Annotated in this window: 16 protein-coding genes and 3 pseudogenes; 11 read left to right on the top strand and 8 right to left on the bottom strand. The window is 44.1% G+C overall.

Translation table 11 applies throughout. The features are described from left to right. The first annotated feature begins 6 nt into the window (after positions 1-6). Both lepB and DXA15_RS00090 read left to right on the top strand, forming a co-directional pair. Positions 7-864: a signal peptidase I gene (lepB, locus tag DXA15_RS00095; protein ID WP_128132718.1), complete on the top strand. Its 858-nt coding sequence runs from the start codon at positions 7-9 to the stop codon at positions 862-864. Between the two features lie 2 nt (positions 865-866). Continuing rightward, positions 867-1,493: a WbqC family protein gene (locus DXA15_RS00090; protein WP_128132717.1), complete on the top strand. Its 627-nt coding sequence runs from the start codon at positions 867-869 to the stop codon at positions 1,491-1,493. A 3-nt stretch (positions 1,494-1,496) separates the two neighbouring features. On the opposite strand, the gene DXA15_RS00085 is transcribed toward DXA15_RS00090, so the two are convergent. From DXA15_RS00085 to DXA15_RS00070, 4 genes and pseudogenes are all read right to left on the bottom strand, one after another. Next, positions 1,497-1,772, bottom strand: a complete 276-nt coding sequence (locus DXA15_RS00085; RefSeq protein WP_122361879.1) for an HU family DNA-binding protein — start codon at positions 1,770-1,772, stop codon at positions 1,497-1,499. Between the two features lie 249 nt (positions 1,773-2,021). Beyond that, positions 2,022-3,113, bottom strand: coding sequence for a 2-aminoethylphosphonate--pyruvate transaminase (gene phnW, locus DXA15_RS00080; protein WP_122326735.1), 1,092 nt, complete (start codon positions 3,111-3,113; stop codon positions 2,022-2,024). Between the two features lie 28 nt (positions 3,114-3,141). Next, positions 3,142-3,924, bottom strand: coding sequence for a phosphonoacetaldehyde hydrolase (gene phnX / locus DXA15_RS00075; RefSeq protein WP_128132716.1), 783 nt, complete (start codon positions 3,922-3,924; stop codon positions 3,142-3,144). A gap of 30 nt (positions 3,925-3,954) precedes the next feature. Further along, positions 3,955-5,294: pseudogene (locus DXA15_RS00070) on the bottom strand (DUF5690 family protein). A 195-nt stretch (positions 5,295-5,489) separates the two neighbouring features. Between DXA15_RS00070 and DXA15_RS00065 the strand changes: the two are divergent. Continuing rightward, positions 5,490-6,368 carry a hypothetical protein gene (locus DXA15_RS00065; protein WP_186958040.1) on the top strand — a complete coding sequence of 293 codons (879 nt, stop codon included), beginning with the start codon at positions 5,490-5,492 and terminating at the stop codon, positions 6,366-6,368. Positions 6,369-6,599: 231 nt separating this feature from the next. Here DXA15_RS00065 and DXA15_RS00060 read toward each other — a convergent pair whose 3' ends face one another. After that, positions 6,600-8,855, bottom strand: a complete 2,256-nt coding sequence (locus DXA15_RS00060; RefSeq protein WP_128132714.1) for an inorganic phosphate transporter — start codon at positions 8,853-8,855, stop codon at positions 6,600-6,602. A 643-nt stretch (positions 8,856-9,498) separates the two neighbouring features. Between DXA15_RS00060 and DXA15_RS00050 the strand changes: the two genes are divergently transcribed. Then, a complete protein-coding gene (locus DXA15_RS00050) occupies positions 9,499-10,629 on the top strand; it encodes an OprO/OprP family phosphate-selective porin (RefSeq protein ID WP_128132713.1) in 1,131 nt (376 codons plus the stop codon). A gap of 76 nt (positions 10,630-10,705) precedes the next feature. Here DXA15_RS00050 and DXA15_RS00045 read toward each other — a convergent pair whose 3' ends face one another. Next, positions 10,706-12,670 carry a family 20 glycosylhydrolase gene (locus tag DXA15_RS00045; protein ID WP_128132712.1) on the bottom strand — a complete coding sequence of 655 codons (1,965 nt, stop codon included), beginning with the start codon at positions 12,668-12,670 and terminating at the stop codon, positions 10,706-10,708. 138 nt (positions 12,671-12,808) lie between these two features. Here DXA15_RS00045 and DXA15_RS00040 point away from each other — a divergent pair, with 138 nt between their 5' ends. The 7 genes and pseudogenes from DXA15_RS00040 (at position 12,809) to DXA15_RS00015 (ending at position 17,677) form a co-directional block, all read left to right on the top strand. Continuing rightward, complete coding sequence (locus DXA15_RS00040) at positions 12,809-13,522, top strand: ThiF family adenylyltransferase (RefSeq protein WP_009860627.1); 714 nt, start codon at positions 12,809-12,811, stop codon at positions 13,520-13,522. A gap of 5 nt (positions 13,523-13,527) precedes the next feature. Then, complete coding sequence (locus DXA15_RS00035; RefSeq protein WP_128132711.1) at positions 13,528-14,181, top strand: ABC transporter ATP-binding protein; 654 nt, start codon at positions 13,528-13,530, stop codon at positions 14,179-14,181. 22 nt (positions 14,182-14,203) lie between these two features. Further along, a complete protein-coding gene (locus DXA15_RS00030; RefSeq protein ID WP_128132710.1) occupies positions 14,204-15,574 on the top strand; it encodes a sodium-dependent transporter in 1,371 nt (456 codons plus the stop codon). A gap of 84 nt (positions 15,575-15,658) precedes the next feature. Next, complete coding sequence (locus DXA15_RS25215) at positions 15,659-15,826, top strand: hypothetical protein (RefSeq protein ID WP_158579621.1); 168 nt, start codon at positions 15,659-15,661, stop codon at positions 15,824-15,826. Next, positions 15,799-16,134, top strand: a complete 336-nt coding sequence (locus DXA15_RS25210; RefSeq protein ID WP_128132709.1) for a type II toxin-antitoxin system RelE/ParE family toxin — start codon at positions 15,799-15,801, stop codon at positions 16,132-16,134. Before DXA15_RS25215 ends, DXA15_RS25210 begins: the two co-directional genes overlap by 28 nt. A gap of 13 nt (positions 16,135-16,147) precedes the next feature. Continuing rightward, positions 16,148-16,873, top strand: a complete 726-nt coding sequence (locus DXA15_RS00020; protein ID WP_128132708.1) for a helix-hairpin-helix domain-containing protein — start codon at positions 16,148-16,150, stop codon at positions 16,871-16,873. Between the two features lie 37 nt (positions 16,874-16,910). After that, a pseudogene (locus tag DXA15_RS00015) lies at positions 16,911-17,677 on the top strand (AAA family ATPase). A gap of 2 nt (positions 17,678-17,679) precedes the next feature. Here DXA15_RS00015 and DXA15_RS00010 read toward each other — a convergent pair. Then, positions 17,680-18,186 carry a flavin reductase family protein gene (locus tag DXA15_RS00010; protein ID WP_128132707.1) on the bottom strand — a complete coding sequence of 169 codons (507 nt, stop codon included), beginning with the start codon at positions 18,184-18,186 and terminating at the stop codon, positions 17,680-17,682. A 40-nt stretch (positions 18,187-18,226) separates the two neighbouring features. Beyond that, a pseudogene (locus DXA15_RS00005) lies at positions 18,227-19,702 on the bottom strand (TonB-dependent receptor); the annotation flags it as partial. Positions 19,703-19,878: the final 176 nt, after the last annotated feature.

Here is a 19,878-nt window from a genome sequence, read left to right as displayed (position 1 = left end):
TTATTTATGGCTGAACGTTCCTCCATATCTGTTATAAAATGGCTGGTGACAATCGTGTTGCTGGTGGGGGGCGTTATGGTAATCCGTTATTTCTGTATGGAGTCGTATCACGTGTCGACCGACTCCATGGAAGTTGCCCTGCATAAAGGCGATTATATTCTGGTGAACAAGCTCCCGCAGAAAGACAACCCGGGGCGCAACCGGGTGGTTTTATTTACCAGTCCGCTGCTGAAAGATACGACATCGAGCCCGTTATTTCTGAGCCGTTGCATCGGTATGCCAGGCGACACAATCCGGATTAGTAATGACGGATACCGGGTAAACGGAAGGCTCATTCCTCATTCTCCCCGGTCACTCAATACTTATATCGTGACACAGGCGGCACAGGAGGAAGTACTGGCGGCACAGAAGAAACTGAATATCCCGCTCAGGGAGATAAAAGAAGAACCGTTCGGCATTTCCTTCAACCTGACTTCCTTTGAGGAATATCAGATACGAGAAGAATTATCGGAAGATGCCAACATCCGTTTCCTTAAAAACCCGATGGATACGTACGAACTGGTCGTTCCCCAAAAAGGCAGAACCTACCGCCTCAATGCAGCAGCACTCACCGCCTGCCGTGAAGCCATCCGAGCCGAAGCCGGCGACAAGGCCGTATTCCGTGACGGGAAGTTATTCCTGGACGGTCGGGAAACAGATTTCTTCTTCTTCAACCAGGATTATTACTGGATGCTTTCCGATAATGCCAACGAAGCGGTGGACTCACGTCACCTCGGATTCATCCCACGCAACCATATCATTGGAAACGCCTGGCTCTGTTGGTACAGCAAAGACCGGCAACGAATTTTTAAACCCGTAAACTAATCATGCAACCTGTATATATTTCTTCGGCCTATCTGGGCCCGGTACAACAATACTGCAAACTCTACCAATTTGAAGAGGTACGGATAGAAACAGCTGAAAACTATCTGAAGCAAACCTACCGCAACCGCTGTACAATCGCGGCTGCCAACGGTCCGCTGTCACTCTCCGTCCCCATCGTCAAGCCCGACACGCTGAAATGCCCGACGAAGGATATCCGCATATCCGACCACGGGAACTGGCGCCACCTGCATTGGAATGCACTGGTATCGGCCTATAATATGAGTCCGTTCTTTGAATATTACGAGGAAGATTTCGCACCGTTCTACGAAAAGAAATATGAGTTCCTGTTTGATTTCAACGAGGAGCTGCGCATGCTGGTCTGCCGGTTGCTGGACCTGCAACCGAACGTTGTCTATACGGAGACTTACATTCCGGAAGTACCGAACGATTTCCGGGAAATCATCCGCCCGAAACACGAAGGGGAAGATTCCGCCTTTCTCCCGCAACCCTATTACCAGGTATTCCGGGATAAATTCGGATTCCTCCCCAACTTAAGTATCGTAGACTTACTATTCAATATGGGACCGGAAGGAATACTCGTCCTGCGGGATTCCATCGCCCACCAATAGCAGTTACTTGTTCAGGTCTTCAAAAAGGAACTTACCAACGCTGAACTTCACACTCAGACGTTTCGGGATAATAACAACCTCACCTGTCTTGGGATTGCGGGCCGGACGGCTGTTCTGCTCTCTTGGAGAAAGAGTACCAAAGCCTTTCAGCACTATTGGGTCCCTCTGGCGAAGTGCATCAGTCGCAACAGAACAAAATGCTTCAAGCATTGCATCTACATCTTTCTTACTACAACCACTTTCAGCAGCTATAGCTGCAATTAAATCTGACCGTTTCATTTGCTTTTATTATTAAATTACTACCATCCATCAACTAAATAGGCACTGATGAATCAATTTCGAACAATCTCCTGAATAACTTGATTTTTAATGGGAGCAAACGTACTCAAAATTATTATCATATACAATATAAAAGCAATTATCGATTCATTATTCTTGCATTTTTTTCAGATTGGGCTAATTATAACCGGAAGTGAGCGGCAACATCCGGTTATAATATAGTATATCAACTGTTTTCAGAGTTATATTCTATTTGTAGTCTGTATCCCGGATTGCCTCCAGCAACTTCTCCATATCTTCCGGGAATACATCGCCGATATTACCGATACGGAAAGTATCCGCATCGGATATTTTACCCGGATAAATCACAAATCCTTTCTGCTTCAGAGCAGCATAGAATGCGTTAAAATCAAACCCGGCATGCGGATAAAGGAAAGAAGTGATAATCGGACCCTGTGAAGCATCGGGAAGCAAGGTCTTGAAACCCTGTGCACGCATTCCGTCAACCAATGTACGGTGGTTCTTTTTATAACGTTCGTAACGGGCGGCAATGCCTCCTTCTTCGTTCAGCTCTTTCATTGCCTGGTAAAAGGCACGGACTACATGTGTCGGAGACGTGAAACGCCATTTACCTCCACCCTTCTCCATCGTTTCCCACTGGTCATAGATATCCAGTGACAATGAACGGGCCACACCTTTGCAAGCCATCAGCTTTTCCCTCTTTGCAATGATAAAACCGAATCCGGGAACTCCCTGGATACATTTATTGGCACTGCTCACCAGGAAGTCGATATCCAGCTTCTTCATGTCGATAGGTACACCGCCAAAGCTGCTCATGGCATCGACAATAAAAGTGATGCCCTTGCCGCGAATGACTTCCGCCACCTCTTCAATCGGGTTCAGCAGGCCGGTCGTCGTTTCGCTGTGTACCATCGAAAGATGGGTAATGCCCGGATTCTCTTCAAGGGCACGGCGGGCAACTTCACCTGTTATCAGTTCTGTTTCGTGCAAAGAGACCAGGACATGGTCGATATGGTAATATCCGGCAATCTGCGCCATACGTTTCCCGTAAGCGCCGTTGGCAAGGATAAGCAGTTTGTCGGTCGGTTTCACGGCGGCTCCGATGGTTGCTTCCACACAGTAGGTTCCGCTGCCTTGCAGGAGCACATCGGTATATTCGTTTTCATCCAGCCCGGCGATAGCCAGCAGACCTTTACGGATTGGGGTTACGATTCCTCCATTATAATCTTTATCCCAGGTACACCAATCCTGGAGCATGGCTTCGCGCACTGTCTGTGACGTACTTAATGGGCCGGGTGTCAGCAAAAGATAATTTCTCATATTCAATGATAGCTATTATATCCTTATTTTATCTGTTAATTTTCTCAATGCAAGCAGGAAGTTCTGTGATGTTGTCCAATACGAAATGGGCACCGGCAGCCAACATGCGTTCACGCACTTCGTGTTTCAGTCCGGCCAGTTCGTCGGCAGAGCGACGGTTGTATTCTTCTTCCGAAATACCCATCTCGTTACTTCCCGTTATAAGACCGACAGTCCATACTTTCGCATTCACTCCCTCTTTGATATCGGCAATCGTATCGCCCACCTTCACCACATTATCCACCGACGGGATAGCCAGGTCAATCATATTCTTATAAATCATATAGGGAGCCGGACGGCCTGCGGGGACATCATCGGGAGTCACCAGGTTATCCACCACATAACCTTTTGCGGCGGCACCCGGACGGACCACGTCCATCATAGCTTGCGTATAGCCGGTTGTCGAACCAATCTTCAGTCCGTCTTCACGCAACAGTCGGATAGTATCCAGTACACCGGGTATCGGAGTCGTAAAGTTTTTCAGGGAAGCGAACAGATGCTTTTCGAAACTCTGATACATCTCGTTCACGTCGTCCATATTCCAGTCGCGGCCATAACGTGCACGGAATTTATCATTCACCTCCGGCATATTCAGAATAGCCTTGATATGGTCTATCTTGAGAAGTCCCATCGGCTCACGTGCCTGACGGTAAGTAATGTCTATTCCTTTTTCTTCCGAAAAGACTTTCAGGAAGGCGTTCAAAGGAGCGAAACAACCAAAATCGACGGCCGTTCCGGCCCAGTCCATAATTACACACGAAATCTTCTTCATAACTTTATATACTAGTTTTTATTATTTCTCTCAGGCTACGGTGATGGCATTCTGCGGAGTGGCTTCAAGTGTCTCTTCCCTGGCGGCTGTCATACCCGTTTCTTTACGGAAACGTTGATGCAAATATACGAAAGAACAGATGAAAGTGATACAACAAAAGATGCCAACATAACCGGCTAATTGATTATAAAATACCGCCCAATTGATATTAGGGTTACAAAACTCTTTCAGGATAAGAACCAATACGGTTCCGGTGTATCCCAGAAAGTCTGTCGTCACGATAAAGAACCCTACATTTCCACGTATCTTGAAACAGGCGATGAACCGGTCGAAAAAGATAGTCTGGAAAGTCAGATAGGCAATATACAGGCACAGGCTCTGGATAAACAGCCATGTCACAGGTGACAGGTGGAACCGGTCCTGCCCGAAAGAAACGACCGACATTGCAATCATTCCCATGATGATAAGACCGAACAGGACGGATAATGCTTTCAGATTGTCTTTCACAAAGACCATCAAACCGAATATCCCCAGGATAATCAACGTCACCACACTGTCAATCTGGCAAAAAGCCAGGGGGAATAAGCAGTGACATCTATGATATTCACCAGGAAATCTTCTTTTATATCCCGCAGGACTACAATAGCTATGTTTGCTACGAAAAGCATACTGAGGAAAGGCATAAAGCTCTTAAACAACTCCCAGCGCTGCTGTCCGTTCAACGTTTCGCGTTCAGACTTCATGGCGATGTCTTCTTTGTTAGGCTCTGGAAGTTTGTTCAGCGCACAACCGAGCAACAACAAGAGGGGAAGCGCAACGCCGCCAATCAGGGCCGGCATCCAGAACTCGCTTACATGGAGATGGTTCATGACATACAACCCGACAGACTTGGCCGTACCCGAACTAATCACCATACTGACTCCCAGCAGGCTTGCCAGAATATCCGTCACCCGGCGTCCTTCGATAAAACTGAAAATGACTCCCCACATACATCCCAGCGACAACCCGTTCAGGAACATGGCTGCCACATTGAACGGCGTGGAAAGCAATCCGAATAAAATAAGCGAAGACTCCGCCAGCAGCACAGAAGTGAGGATAAACTTAAACCGTTCTTCCGGCTTCAACTCGGAAATCAGCTTAATCCCTATGAATTTGGAAATGACATATCCCAGTATCTGTGAGATTGTCACCACCACTTTATAATCCAAATCGAAGAATTCCGCATTTTCAAAGGAGGCAGCCGTAAAAGGTTTGCGTAGTGCATATACTAATGAATAGGATAACAAGGCGGCACCTCCGGCCCAAAGGATAAAAAGAAAATCGGAAAGACGTTTCCGGGTTGTTTCGTTGATATGTAACAAATTATTCATCATGCTGTCGTTTTGTTTTCGACGGCAAAAGTATCCCGGAGATGTTACAGGAATATTACTGAACACATGAATATGTATTATTAATATATAACTAAATATCAATAAATTATAAAGAAATATTTATGTAACATTCATGTAACGGAAATGCAACAAACGGGGCGTTATTTTGTATTGTATTAAAGAAAATGTTACATGATGAATGACTTCTTAGAACTCTACAAAAGGATTGAATATTTAAGGAACAACGGTACGAAGATGAAAGAAATAGCCGATTGGGTGGGAATGGCTCCGAGCGTATTGTCATCGCTCTATACAACTGTCTTGCCCGCCTATTTTGAATCGGCCAAAACAATGCTGCAGGAAGAGGCGCTCGACCAGGCGCTATCGCTGGTTAATAACGTATCCAAAAGAAAACTGCTTTCGGGACTGGAAGACACGCTGAACCGTCTCGACGAACTGGAACCAGCGGCATTGCACACACAGAAAGGGATTCCTTTCATCGAGTCGCTCAACGAGGAATTATCTCTTTCCGCCCGGAAGACAGCCAACATCTGCGGGTTATATACCAGCTATAGCCTCTCCTCCTCCAGCGATTGCCTGAAATGCGAACCTTATATAATCACATTGTCCGACAATAAGGACCATATCCGTATCGGCCGGCTCAATGCATACGATGAAGCACAATGGGGCATCGGGGTAAACGGGGACCCTCAAAACTTCTATTGCATGTTCAGTGAAAATCCGGTTCCCCCGTTAACGCTGGTTACTGTCTATCTGCAAATTCCCATGTTCAAGAATCCCCGCCAGCTGCGCGGTTTATATCTGGGACTGGATTACAACCGCAATCCGGTCGCCCGCCGTATCGTCCTCATAAAGGAATCAGAAAGTACGGACATCGCAGAGTTTCTGGCAATGAAAAACGGCCTGATAGCCAAAGAAGACTTCACGCCCGAACAACAATCCTATTACGACTACACCTGCCAGACCGGCGATTACATCAAAATGTGCACCGTCCCTTCTCTCCGCATGGATGAAAGCGACCTGATAAAAGAAAAGAAGATGCTGGCATTATAAAGCCGGCATCTTCTTCCCTGATAGTTCCTTTATAAACTCCTTATAGTTTCCTTACAATTTCCTTATTAGGAAACTGCGGTTTCCTGCCTTGGAAACTCGCGTTCCCTGCCCAGGAAATTACAGTTCCCCGGGCAGGGAACTACAGTTTCCTGAAACAGGAACTACGAGGAAACTGTAATCGACTAGCGAATAACATTATAAGTCATTTTGCCCCGGTGCCGTTTTTCATCCTTATTCCTTTTGGAATTTACGGCTTACTTTCACCAGGTTTGCAGTAAACGATACAACGTTCTGCGCTTCCTGTACCATATTCAGATAGACCATGCTTACCTTCGTACTTCCGCTCTGTCCCTGGATACGTTTCAATTCACCTTTTTTCAGGGCGGTGAGCTGGTTGGTCAAGGAGACGGATTCGACTATGACATCGTCCAGGCGATGATAATCGTTCGTTTCAATCATGGCAGCGCAACGTTTCAGATAAGTAATGATGCTCTCCGTCATTTTGCTGAAATCTTCTTTCTGAATATCGTTGAGCGGACTGAAGTTATTATCCACATGCTCCTTGCTGGGTTCTGTCAGACGGCGAACACTGAAGATAATCTCGCTGGCGAAATCATTCCCCTGATAATAATACAATCCCTTTTCGACGGCAATATCGTGTTCCAGATGCGTTACGCCCAGCGTACCGACACGTTTTACTTGCTTCAAATGTATCTTTTTCTCTTCTATTTCGTTCAGGACTTTACGCAGCTCCCGGAGATTTTCATTCATGAAACCATGAACGGAGCGGTCGAGTGCATCCGCGGTAAACAGCAATACCGACTGTAATTCTTCGCGGCTATGTTCACGGAACAAAGAAAGGGCTTCGCGGCTGTCTGTCGTATCACGCAGTTTGGCCACTGTCGTGTTCACTTCTTCCTTCAAGGCTTCTTTCTTCATCTTTTTCTTATAAGCAATCTGACTGCGTATCAACATATAAACTGCCAGGCCGACCATCGCAGCCATCGCCGCGATACCTCCGAAATAAATAACAATAGCAACCAGGAAACAAATCGTAAAAGCAGCTCCCGCCGTAATAAACCATCCGCCGATAACCGACAACACACCGGTAATACGGTAAACTGCACTTTCACGTCCCCAGGCACGGTCGGCCAACGAACTACCCATTGCCACCATAAATGCCACGTAAGTCGTTGAAAGCGGTAACTTCAAAGAAGTACCCAACGCAATCAGCAATCCCGAAAGTACCACATTAACCGAAGCACGGACCAGGTCAAAGCTGGCTTTGTCTTCCAGAATAATTTCATCATTATTAAACCGGCTGTCAACCCAGTCCTTTACCTTTGGAGGAACCACACTCAGAATCGTGCTGGAAGCATTATTGCAAGTACGGACCAGCATACGTGCCACCGGCGATGTTCCGAAGCTCTCGTTTCCTTCCGACTGGCGGGATAAATCCAGCGAAGTCTTCACCACATTATGCGCCTTCTTGGAAGTAGCCAGTGCAATCACCATCACCAGACCCGAACCGACCAGGAAATACCAGGGTGTCTGAGCCGGGGCAAGCAGCGAACCCATCAGGAATGTATCCGTCGTCGTCGTTCCCCCCTGTGCCATCAAATCCATATAAGAAGAATAGCCGACCAGAGGAACACCGATAAAGTTCACCAGATCATTTCCGGCAAAAGCCAGCGCCAGGGCAAAAGTACCCAGCATCACAATAATCTTGAATACATTCACTTTCAGCCAGTGAAGGATTTGCATTAGGATAGTGAAGAAAATAAAAGCTCCCCACACAACCATGCTGGTATTGCCGTAAATAAGCTCTTTCAGATTACCGGTCATAAACGAACTTTCCTTCAACCCTTTTATCAGCATAAAATAAAGGATGGAAGTAGCCGCCAGACCGCCAAACAGCGCTATAAAGTATTTTGTATGTTTCTTATAATTAAATGTAAAGATGAGACGCGAAATATACTGCACCACGCTTCCGAAGAAGAAAGCAATCGCCACAGAAAGGAAGATGGCCAGAATCACGGTAAAGGCCTTATCGGTATTCAGCAAATCCCCCAACTGCAAAGCACCGTTGGAATTGGCTATCTTGACCAGCGACAGGGCCACCGTACCTCCCAGCAATTCAAACACAAGCGAAACGGTCGTCGATGTCGGCATCCCCAATGAATTAAAGATATCGAGCAGTACGACATCGGTCAACATGACAGCCAGCAGGATACACATAATCTCGGAGAAAAAGAAGTGTTGCGGCTGATAAATCCCATGCCGGGCAATATCCATCATACCGTTAGACAAAGAAGCGCCGACAAAAATACCGATTGCGGCGATGACCATAATAGTTTTAAACGATGCGGCCCTCGAACCGATTGCAGAATTCAAAAAGTTTACTGCGTCATTACTAACTCCGACCGACAGGTCAAATACCGCCAGCACGAAAAGAAAAATTACGAGGAACAGATAGAATGTTTCCATAAATGAGTGTTACATATTCGACAACAAAGGTCTGAAACAAATATTTCACATGTGTTACACAGATATTACAAACATGTTACAATTGTTAAAACGCCCTTATTATTAAAACAAGGGAGAAAAAAGAAAGTTAGCGCGCAGGAGGCTTTTCTTTTATAAATATGGAATACCGAACCCGGCAGACCGTATCGGACACAATACACTGATATCGAAACAGCCCCATCTTCCTTGACATTCTTTCCAAAACTATTTCCCCAAAAACGAGTCTTCATCCTTATTAAAGAACCTCAGATGAATACATTAGCTGATATTTGCCTGCCATTCTTCCTAATTTGGTTGATTAATGAAACAAATCATAATCACAAATCACATACATTTGTAATATAAAACTTATTGGGAAATAAGGGGTCGGTTAAGTAAGAGAGGGAAAGACCTGGAGTTAAATCCAGACTTTCCCTTTCATTTTTTTGTATCTTCCAAACTACAACAATATTTCTTTCCATACCAGTAGGGGTATTTTCAAAATTCCTGTCTTAGTAATAAACGATATAACTCGGTCTATAACCAATATCTTTACAATATCACTTCGATTTTTTCCATTTTTTTCGTTCCTTTACAGTTTCAATACTGTAAAGGAACATTTTTCATGAGACGGATAACAACCTTATTTCTACTTATTCTTTTTGCTTTTTCAGTTTTTGCAACGCCGGATTCTTCACCTATCGACTGGAAATTATCAGGCCGTTTATTCCTGGATGGCGGTGTTTATATTCATTCTCCCAAAGAGTTACATGCCGGAGCGCATATAGCAGATGTCCGGCTGGCAGCCAAAGTCCGTATCTATTCGAACTGGTATACCAAAATAGATGTAGGCTTTGCAAATAATAAGATAACACTGAAAGATGCATTTACCGAATATGGCAAAGACGGGAATTATTTCCGTGCCGGTTATATGCTCGGCTATTACAGTATAGACCAGTCCACCAGCACAAATGATTTAATTTTCAACACAGCCTCCAATGTGGCAGAAACTTTCTATCCGGACCGCAGAATAGGCATATCCTACACACGTTCCCTTCCTTCCTATTATTTATCAGCCGGTGCTTTTTGCGGTGACGGACTCAGTTTCTCCGAGACAACCAAACCCGGTTATAACTTTTCCGGACGTGTCGTCTGGCGTCCGGTGAACTCTCCGGGACAATTATTCCATATAGGCACGGGAGTTTTATTCAAGGTCCCTGATGAAAATACGGAAACCGGCGAACAACAAATCCGGTTAAAGACAAAAGGCGTCACTTACATACCTTCCCCACGGACACTGGATTTGACATTCGAACATGCCAAAAATCAGGTTCAGTCGAACGTAGAATGCCTGTTGTTTCAAAAAAAATGGCTGTTACAAACAGAGTTTCTTTACACGAAAATCAAACAAAATTCTTCCCTACCCTCCTATTCTGCCCACGGAGGATATATATTGGGCGGATTCCTCTTAAAAGGGAGCAAATATGCTTACGATGCACTCGATGCAATACCGGTGATGCCTGAAGACCCACATTCCATTCTTCTTGCCTGCCGTTACAATTATACGAACCTGAATGATTTCAGCAGCCATATCACAGGAGGAAGCCAGCATGACGTATCCATCGGCATCAACTATTATTTCAACAAATACATTTCCTCCCGCCTGAACTACGCACATCTTTGGATGGACAAGTATTCTGCATTGGGTAAATGCGAAATCAATATGATGCAGGTTCGATTGCAAGTACGGTTTTAACAATTACCAGTCAATAAAAAACTCTTGCCAGCTGTCAATGATACGGCCGGCAAGAGCTTTTTTATTTGCTTTCCTATTACTTACAATAATTCAGCACTTCCAAATTAGTAATCGTACTCTTGAAATTTCCGGCCTTTTCCAGCGGGAAAACCAATGTACGAACATAGCTCATGGAATCTTTTCCTCCGTTGAAGAAACGTTTTTGGATATTCAAATCTTCCTTCAACTGTCCGTTTACATATAAACGAGTCGATTTCTCATCTCCGCTGATAGCAATTGAAGCCATTTCATCGGGGTAGAACTGATAGTTGAACGTATTCAGATAACCGTCACGGGCAAATCCCAGTTTGCCTGAAACAGGATCGGACAGATAGAAGACGGCATCCGGCGAACGGAATAACTCTGTTCCGCGTTCTTCGGGAACTGATGTGATATTAAAAGAAACAGTATACTGATAACCTATTTCCTTCAGCCCGGTCTCGGTTCCCGGCTTCAATGTTTCCTGATTATATACGGCACGCGGTGTTTTACCGATACGACCGGCTACATTGACTCCCGGACCTTCACTCAAGGAAAGGCGAGCCGCATTGAATGTTTCATAAGGAACTTTACAGTCTTTGCCAGTCCACATCTTTACAGCCAGTGTCTGCAAAGCCGGGAATACGCGGTAATGAATATCCTTCGTACTGATTCCGTTACCGGCATGGTCATTCCAAACGGCAAACATTCCTCCTTTAATCTGTTTATGCTTTTCAGGGAAAACCTCTTTCCCGATGTGCGCCGGAGTCCATTCTTTATACAACATTTCCGTATTCAGATAATCATAATAATAACCCGCAGCCGGAACGATATACAAATAACCGTCCGGTACGCTGAGCAGGTCGTATCCCTGCTTGATCATATCCTTCGGTTCGGCATAACCATTATACCATGCATTCATCAATACATTCTTTGATTTTACGGGAGTATCGCCTTTAGCATGGGTCAGGGCACCCCACACACATGCCTGTTTACCGAAACCTTCCACGAAACGAATGTAATGATCAGTGAATTCGCGGAATTTTTCCACTACATCTTTCTTTTTATTTGAATATTCGTCTGTTCCGATATGTACTCGTTTACCGACAAATACAGGATTCCTGCCTTCCAGATATTCCCGGAACAAGCTGTCTACAAACTGATAAGTCTCCGGCTTGAACAAATCCAGATGGTCCATGCCATATTCCTCACTACCGATTTCCGGACGATAATGCGTCAATGCCAGAGAATGAGCGGGGACATCTATTTCCGGAATGATTTCTACGCCCAGACTATCAGCCATCAACTGGAAATCAATAAATTCTTTCTTTGTATAATAGCCGTCACGTGACGTCAGCCCCGGAAAGAACTCGCTTTCCAGGCGGAATGCTGCATATGTTTTGTTCCAGTCATGTTCAAAATACTGTTTGAAAGCGTTATCATTCAGGTGAACCTGTAACGTATTCATCTTATAATAGGCCATCATCTTAACGTAATCGCGCAGAAAGTTCATCGGGATAAATTTACGGCCGCAATCCATCATAAAACCGCGGATCGCATAATCCGGATAATCGCGCATTGAACCTTTTGACAAAGCCAGGTCGCTGTTTTGCTCCGTCATCTGAAGAAGCGTACGGGTTGCCCAGTATAAACCTTTAGCTTTAGGAGCCGATACGGTTACACGGTCAGCAATTTTCACTGCATATCCTTCTTCACCCAGTTGTTTGTCTCCGGATATGGAGAAAACAAAGTCACCGGCAGAGGCTCTTCCCTGCACGACAGCCAACTTACGCCCGAACATTGTTTCATAATCTTCGGCAAACTGATTGGCTACACGGGCAACGGCAGGATCTTTACCCGCATAAACAATACGGGAAGTAGCAGAAGGAGTAAACATTCCCTGAGCACCTCTCCATTCCTGTAATTCAGGTATCACGAACGGTTTCTCGTTATTGGCAGCAAAACTTTTCCCTAAAAAGAGAGTACACGCTGCAACCAGCATTAAATAGCGTTTTATCTTCATTGTATTTTAAATTTAAGCGTACAATATTACTGCTTTTTACTCATCTGCACAAACCGGAAATGAAGGAATAGTTAAAAGATGACTAATAAAAAGGCGGTTTCTGATTGATTTATTACTTTTGTGCTCAAAAACATATAAATGAGTTACAAATGGAACACACGGACGGAACTTTTACTGGGGGCCGAACGGATGGAGTACTTGTCACATTGCCATGTGTTGGTCGTAGGACTCGGAGGCGTCGGGGCTTATGCAGCCGAGCAGATATGCCGTGCCGGGATAGGACATATGACCATTGTTGATGCGGATACGGTGAACGACAGCAATATTAACCGCCAACTGCCGGCTCTACATTCTACCTTGGGGATGCAGAAAGCGGAAGTTGTGGGACAACGTTTACTGGATATCAACCCGCGATTGAAGCTGACAATACTCAATGAATTCCTGCGTGACGAACGGACAGAAGAGGTTCTTTCTGCCCAAAAGTACGATTTCATCGTGGATGCCATCGATTCACTCAGTCCGAAAGCATATCTGCTATATCATGCTTACCGACGTGAAATCCCCATTGTTTCATCCATGGGTGCCGGAGCAAAGATCGATCCGTCGCAGGTGAAAATCGCTGACATTTCCAAGACATGCAACTGTGCACTGGCAAAAGCGGTGCGCAAACGGCTTCGGGGAATGGGACTAAACAAAGGTATTCCGGTCGTTTTCTCTACAGAAATCGCCAATCCGGAAGCCGTAGTGGAAGTGGAGAACGAACAATGCAAGCGGACGACTACCGGGACAGTTTCGTATATGCCGGCTATTTTCGGCTGTTATCTGGCTTCCTATGTAATAAGAAATATTTAATCAACATGATACAAACGCAGGGTATTACTAAAAGTTTCGGGAATTTACAGGTTTTGAAGGGCATCGACCTGACGATCAATAAAGGTGAAGTTGTAGCTATCGTCGGCCCCAGCGGTGCTGGAAAAACAACGTTGCTCCAGATTATCGGGACATTGGATACGCCCGACAACGGTAAATTATTTATTAACGAAACAGAAACGGGCAAACTTTCCGAAAAAGAACTGGCTGCCTTCCGTAATAAGAATATCGGCTTTGTATTTCAGTTCCACCAGCTACTACCGGAATTTACAGCGTTGGAAAACGTAATGATCCCGGCACTGATTGCCAGGGAAAAGGCGTCCGACGCAGAAAGAAGAGCGAAGGAAATACTTGATTTCATGAAACTATCGGATCGTATGACTCATAAACCGGCTGAATTATCCGGTGGCGAGAAACAACGCGTTGCCGTAGCCCGTGCATTAATCAATAACCCCGCCGTCATCCTGGCTGACGAACCTTCGGGCAGCCTGGATACAAAAAACAAAGAAGAATTACACAGCCTTTTCTTCGAATTGCGCGACCAGATGCACCAGACATTTGTGATAGTAACGCACGATGAACAACTGGCTGCCAACACCGACCGCGTAATTCATATCAAGGACGGGGTTGTTTTATTATAAATAGAAAGAGGACAAATAATCTATGGCAAATAAAGATAGAGTAACTTTTGGAAGTAAAATCGGAGTAATATTAGCAACTGTAGGGTGTGCTGTAGGCTTGGGTAGTATCTGGCGTTTTCCTTATATGGTAGGATCGAACGGTGGAGGAGCTTTCCTGCTGGTCTTTATGATATGCACTGTTTTACTGGGCCTTCCTATCATGATCACCGAATTTTTTATCGGCCGCCACTCACGCAGAAACGCTGCCGGAGCTTTTAAGGAGTTGGCGCCGGGAACACAATGGTCGCTGATCGGCTATAACGGAGTCTTGGCTGCATTTCTTATATTGGGTTTCTATTCCGTCGTTTCCGGATGGACACTGGAATATATCTGGCAGGCAATGACCGGCTCTTTGTCGGGAAAGACTACTGCCGAGTTTACCACCGAGTTCGAAGCCTTTTCCTCCAGCGCACTCAGACCGATCGGTTGGACAATCGTATTCATCGCAATAACACATTTCATCATCGTCTCAGGGGTTGAGAAGGGAATCGAAAGGGCATCCAAGATCATGATGCCGGCCTTATTCCTTATACTGCTGGTATTATGTATACGTTCCATAACCCTGCCGGGGGTAAACGAAGGATTGTCTTTCCTGTTCAAACCGGACTTCGAGAAGATCACCTCCTCCGTTATTTTAAGTGCTATGGGACAAACATTCTTTTCTCTGAGTATCGGGATGGGGTGTCTGATCACCTATTCTTCTTATTTCGGGAAAGATACGAATCTGCAATTAACAGCGATACAGGTGACTGTTCTGAACACTTTTGTCGCATTACTGGCCGGTATCATGGTATTCCCTGCCGTATTCAGCTTTGGTATTGAACCGACAGCTGGCCCGGAACTGGTGTTCATCACCCTTCCGAATATCTTCGAACAGTTACCTTTCGGAAATATATGGTCTTTCATATTCTTCATTCTACTAGCTTTGGCAGCTTTGACCTCTACCATTTCCCTGCATGAAGTGGCAACGGCCTATGTACATGAAGAATATCATATGACCAGAAAGAAAGCGGCCTGGATCGTTTCTGCCGGTGTTGCCGTCATCGGAGCCCTTGCTTCTCTCTCTTTCGGTCTATTGAAAGAATATACCATCGGCGGAATGATCATTTTTGATGCACTGGACTATCTCACAGCAAAAATTATGATGCCTATCGGCGGAATGATGATCTGCGTATTTGTCGGTTTACGCATCGAAAGAAAAGTATTGAAAGAAGAATTGACGAATAAAGGAACAATTACCTTTTACTTCTTCAATACGTATGCGTTCTTTATAAAATACATCGCTCCCGTAGCAATCGGCCTGATCTTCCTGAACGAATTGGGACTGATCAAAAAGATAACCTCCTTGTTTTGAAAATAAAAAGGTATAAATTATTTGCTTATCAACAGGTAACTTATAACTTTGCAAAAGAATATTCATCATTTAATAATTATCAGTATGGAAATCAAAACCGTCTCAAAGAAAAGAAAGTTACTTCCCGGATTAGACATGACTCGGGAAGAATTTATTGCCCGCGTTCGTAAAGCCGAAGAAGGACCATTTTATACATTGGAAGAAGGATTCGAAATGATGCGGCAATGGAGGGAACAAAGGAAAAAGCATTGATTGTCTCTTCCGAATTTTTCATCTCTGCAGACAATATATACTCTTACGGAACAGAATTATTCGGGGAATATCAAGCAATTAAATATGAAAACCTTATCTATGAAGAAGTCAGACAACTACCTTCAAGATATTTAATCCATCCGGAATGCAGATATATGCCAACCCAAAATAAGATGTACAGAACCATTATGCTCCCTGCCCATTTTATTTTATACCGCATTACTAACAAACGGATTGAAGTGCTAGACATCATTTCCTATAAGGAAAGCATCTCACATATCAAAAACCGACGAAATATCAAACCATAATATCTTATAAACTATGAATTGGCGTGATTTACTCTATTTTTCCCAAGGAGAACGCAGAGCCTTAACTCTCTTGCTCTGCCTTATCTCTATTTCCTGGATCATTTTATTATTAACTGATGATAAACCGAAACAAATTCCTAAAGAGAATGTTCAGATCATTGAACCGGCTAAAACAGCTCAAAAAATCGTTTCAAAGAAACCGAATCCGGAAAAGGTAAAAACTCCTGCATCCGGGAGAAAAAACAATTCCTCCCGAGAGAAAAATAAATTTCATTCGGGAGAAACCCCAAATACATCCGAAAGAAGGACTTTTCCTAAAACAGAAAAATACCCTGTCGGAACTGTTGTCGAACTAAATACTGCCGACACCACAATCCTGAAAAAAGTTCCCGGGATCGGAAGCACTTTTGCCCGCCGGATCATAAAATACAGAGAACTGCTGGGAGGTTTCTATACTGTAGAACAACTTCGTGAAGTGTACGGTCTTGATGAAGAACGATATAATGCGATGAAATCGTGGTTTTCGGCAGATATCTCCCTGATCTGTCCGTTAGAGGTCCATAAAATGTCCTTTAAAGAACTATGCAAACATCCTTATATAAATTATCAGCAAGCCCACATCATCGAACAGCTACGGAAACAGAAAGGGAAGTTATCCGGCTGGGAAAATCTTCAATTACTGGAAGAATTTACTGAAACAGATAAAGAAAGACTGACTCCTTATTTATCATTTGAATAAAACAGGAAGTTTATATATATTTGTAAAAAAGAAAGCTATGATTTATCTCAAACAAGCACAATTACTTAACCCTGCCGAAGTGGAAGGCCCGGTAGAAGAGCTCAAATATCCGTTCAGAGCCGCAGCAGTACGGTACATCGAATCGATTGTTTTCCGAAAACCGGTTACTTTCCTGGTCGGAGAAAACGGAGCTGGCAAGTCAACCTTGCTCGAGGCATCATGTTCAAATACGAAGAACGGGATGAAGACAGCCAGGGCATGCTATATGACGGAAAAGAAGCCTGGAAATCCTATTCAAACGTATTGCCCCAATGCATCCGCCTCATCGAAGAGCGGAAACCGTTCGACCATTTCTTCTTCCGGGCAGAATCTTTCTTCGAACATGCTGCCGAAATAGATGCCAAATCGATGAAAGACATACTAAACTATGGCCGCGATTATTCTATGGCAGCTTACGGAGGACGCCGCCTCCTCGAACAGTCGCATGGTGAAAGTTTTCTTAGCACTTTTCTGAATTATGCAGGAAGAAATACCCTTTTCATCCTTGATGAGCCGGAAGCAGCCCTATCGCCTCAACGCCAGCTGGCTTTACTGGTCCGGATACAAGAACTGGTGGCACAAGGCTGCCAACTGATTATTTCCACGCATTCTCCCATCATCATGGCTTACCCGGGAGCAGATATCTATTCCATAGATGAGGATGGAGCACATATTACTCCGTATGAGGAAACACAACATTATCAATTAACGAAGTATTTTCTGACTCATACGGAGCAAATGCTCAGGGAATTGGGAATAAAGTAAAATTACTTTTCCCAGGCATTCACGATTTCTGCCACATATACATTATGCAGATTACCCGCCAATGCGCTGTACCATTTTTCATACAAAGCCGGATCGATAAAACTATTTTTATCCATCTTTGTCACATAAAGCGTTTTGCACTCCAACGTCAGGCGTGACTCTTCAAAACAGGGATTTCCGAGCTCCGTGAAATAAGGAGTCAGGCCTGTAGCCGCCACTTTATCCATATCACGGCCTGATTTGGATCCACAGACCTTATGAGCCGCTTTGTGTTCTTCCCCCAGGAAAGAGAGCGTAAAACACCCTTTTTCATCGACAAATTCACGGGTATAACGCTCCGGACGGATGAAAACAAACACCACCGGTTTGTTCCAAAGGAAACCTACGCCGCCCCAACTGGCTGTCATCATATTAAACTTATCCTTATCACCGGCACTTACCAGCATCCACTCCTTCCCGATAATTTCAATAAAGTTATCCTTTATCAGATTGGGTTCAATTGCTTTCATACTTTATACTCTTTAATTTCCTTCAAAGATACAAAGAATATTATTTACCCGTACTCATTACGCCCGAATCACTGTCACTATTGTTCAAACGTTTCTGTCCGGCCTTATATGTACGTCCGAAAGAGAAATTATACGATACCGAAACAACAAAAAGACGGGAACTTTCCTTGATATAAGAAGTTTTTTTGCTGGAAGCATATTGATTCCAATTCTCGGACTGCACTTTCCAGTTATCGGAGAAAGGATTAAATGCCCCAATGCCTAAAGAAAGGTTCTTGAAATTATATTTCGCCATAAGAATCTGAATATTCTCTCCTCCGTCCAACGTTTCACCCCAGAACCAGTTCCAGTTCGTATCCAACTGATACATCAACATAAACTTTTTCCAGGTAAGCGATGCCTGTAAGTTACAATACCAATTTGTATAAGTATGAGAGTAAGTATTGCCGTTGCTGATATAATGGTTTACTCCGCCTGTAAACGAAAATTGCAGAATATCTTTAATCGGTCCGACACGGAACATGGCAGAACCGGTCACACGCTGCCAGTTTTTCTGATTATTCCAGGTCTGAATGATCTTATTCCCTTCCTGGAATTTCTCATCCATAATAGGATTCGGCAAATATTCATAAGCTCCGTCCAGGTTGGTATAAAAAATACCTTTCTGAAATTCGTAAGTAAGAGCCAGACGATAACGCATATAAGCCTCGAGTTGAGGATTACCCCGTTGCAGTTGCAAAGAGTCGATCACCTGTTCGATAGCACTCAGGTTTCCTAAAGAAGAGGATGAATTTCCGACATAACCTCTTAAACGGACAAATGACTGACCAGGCAAAGCATATTGCAACGTGAACCGCGGATTGAACGTATAATACTGATAAGAATCGTCCGTTCCGTCCTGTTTATAATAGGATCGCGAAACACCAACACCTAATGTATAATCGAGTTTCCGAATTTTTCCTTTAAATTCTCCGTAAAGAGAACTTTCAGCCTGGTTCATATGGGTATCATAATTATGCCCGTTGCGATATTCATTATTGGAAAATGACTGTGTATGGCGCAGACCGGTACTCAAACGATTCCCGTTCGCCAGTTTCTTTTCATAAATACCTTCGCCGATTACAGAATATTTATTACCGGAAACGCGATTATTAATATCAGTCAGTAGTTCCCGGTCACGGCTTTCCTGATAAAAACGGCGGGAAGAGGTACGGTTATAAGTTCCCACAACATTGAATACCAACGTTTGGTCATTCTTTAAATTACGTTGGTAATATAAGTCCAGTGCCGGAACCTGATTGTCCTCGCTATTTAAGTCTACCATGTCTACATAATCATCCGGATTTTCCAGGTTGGAAAGAATTCCCCGGTAATCCCAGTTTGGCTGGTGATTGTTCCAATAACGAAATGTAGCATTAAACAAATATTTTTCAGGATCCTGAATACTGTAATTCAGGTTCACATTATGCATAAACATACGGGCATGACTCGGATCGCCAGTCTCTTTTCGATGCAGCTCCAGGGCAACCGCACCAAAATTTCTATTAAAATATGTTTTGTGGCATAAATCATTAAAATATTTCAAAAAAAGTTGTGTAATTGGGGAATAAAGGTAATCTTGCAGATAGAAAAGTCTTAACTATGAAAATAGAACCTTAACGACTGGATTTTTTACGTGAAGATTTTGCAAAC

This window comes from Parabacteroides sp. AM58-2XD (assembly GCF_003463685.1).
Taxonomy (GTDB): Bacteria; Bacteroidota; Bacteroidia; order Bacteroidales; family Tannerellaceae; genus Parabacteroides; species Parabacteroides segnis.
The sequence above is the reverse complement of the archived record's forward strand: the minus strand, read 5'-3'. Positions and strand labels throughout refer to the sequence as shown.

Coding starts and splice junctions, on each gene's coding strand:
- lepB (WP_128132718.1), top strand. CDS start 7: ATGGCTGAACGTTCCTCCATATCTGTTATAAAATGGCTGGTGACAATC.
- DXA15_RS00090 (WP_128132717.1), top strand. CDS start 867: ATGCAACCTGTATATATTTCTTCGGCCTATCTGGGCCCGGTACAACAA.
- DXA15_RS00085 (WP_122361879.1), bottom strand. CDS start 1,772: ATGAAACGGTCAGATTTAATTGCAGCTATAGCTGCTGAAAGTGGTTGT.
- phnW (WP_122326735.1), bottom strand. CDS start 3,113: ATGAGAAATTATCTTTTGCTGACACCCGGCCCATTAAGTACGTCACAG.
- phnX (WP_128132716.1), bottom strand. CDS start 3,924: ATGAAGAAGATTTCGTGTGTAATTATGGACTGGGCCGGAACGGCCGTC.
- DXA15_RS00065 (WP_186958040.1), top strand. CDS start 5,490: ATGAATGACTTCTTAGAACTCTACAAAAGGATTGAATATTTAAGGAAC.
- DXA15_RS00060 (WP_128132714.1), bottom strand. CDS start 8,855: ATGGAAACATTCTATCTGTTCCTCGTAATTTTTCTTTTCGTGCTGGCG.
- DXA15_RS00050 (WP_128132713.1), top strand. CDS start 9,499: ATGAGACGGATAACAACCTTATTTCTACTTATTCTTTTTGCTTTTTCA.
- DXA15_RS00045 (WP_128132712.1), bottom strand. CDS start 12,670: ATGAAGATAAAACGCTATTTAATGCTGGTTGCAGCGTGTACTCTCTTT.
- DXA15_RS00040 (WP_009860627.1), top strand. CDS start 12,809: ATGAGTTACAAATGGAACACACGGACGGAACTTTTACTGGGGGCCGAA.
- DXA15_RS00035 (WP_128132711.1), top strand. CDS start 13,528: ATGATACAAACGCAGGGTATTACTAAAAGTTTCGGGAATTTACAGGTT.
- DXA15_RS00030 (WP_128132710.1), top strand. CDS start 14,204: ATGGCAAATAAAGATAGAGTAACTTTTGGAAGTAAAATCGGAGTAATA.
- DXA15_RS25215 (WP_158579621.1), top strand. CDS start 15,659: ATGGAAATCAAAACCGTCTCAAAGAAAAGAAAGTTACTTCCCGGATTA.
- DXA15_RS25210 (WP_128132709.1), top strand. CDS start 15,799: ATGGAGGGAACAAAGGAAAAAGCATTGATTGTCTCTTCCGAATTTTTC.
- DXA15_RS00020 (WP_128132708.1), top strand. CDS start 16,148: ATGAATTGGCGTGATTTACTCTATTTTTCCCAAGGAGAACGCAGAGCC.
- DXA15_RS00010 (WP_128132707.1), bottom strand. CDS start 18,186: ATGAAAGCAATTGAACCCAATCTGATAAAGGATAACTTTATTGAAATT.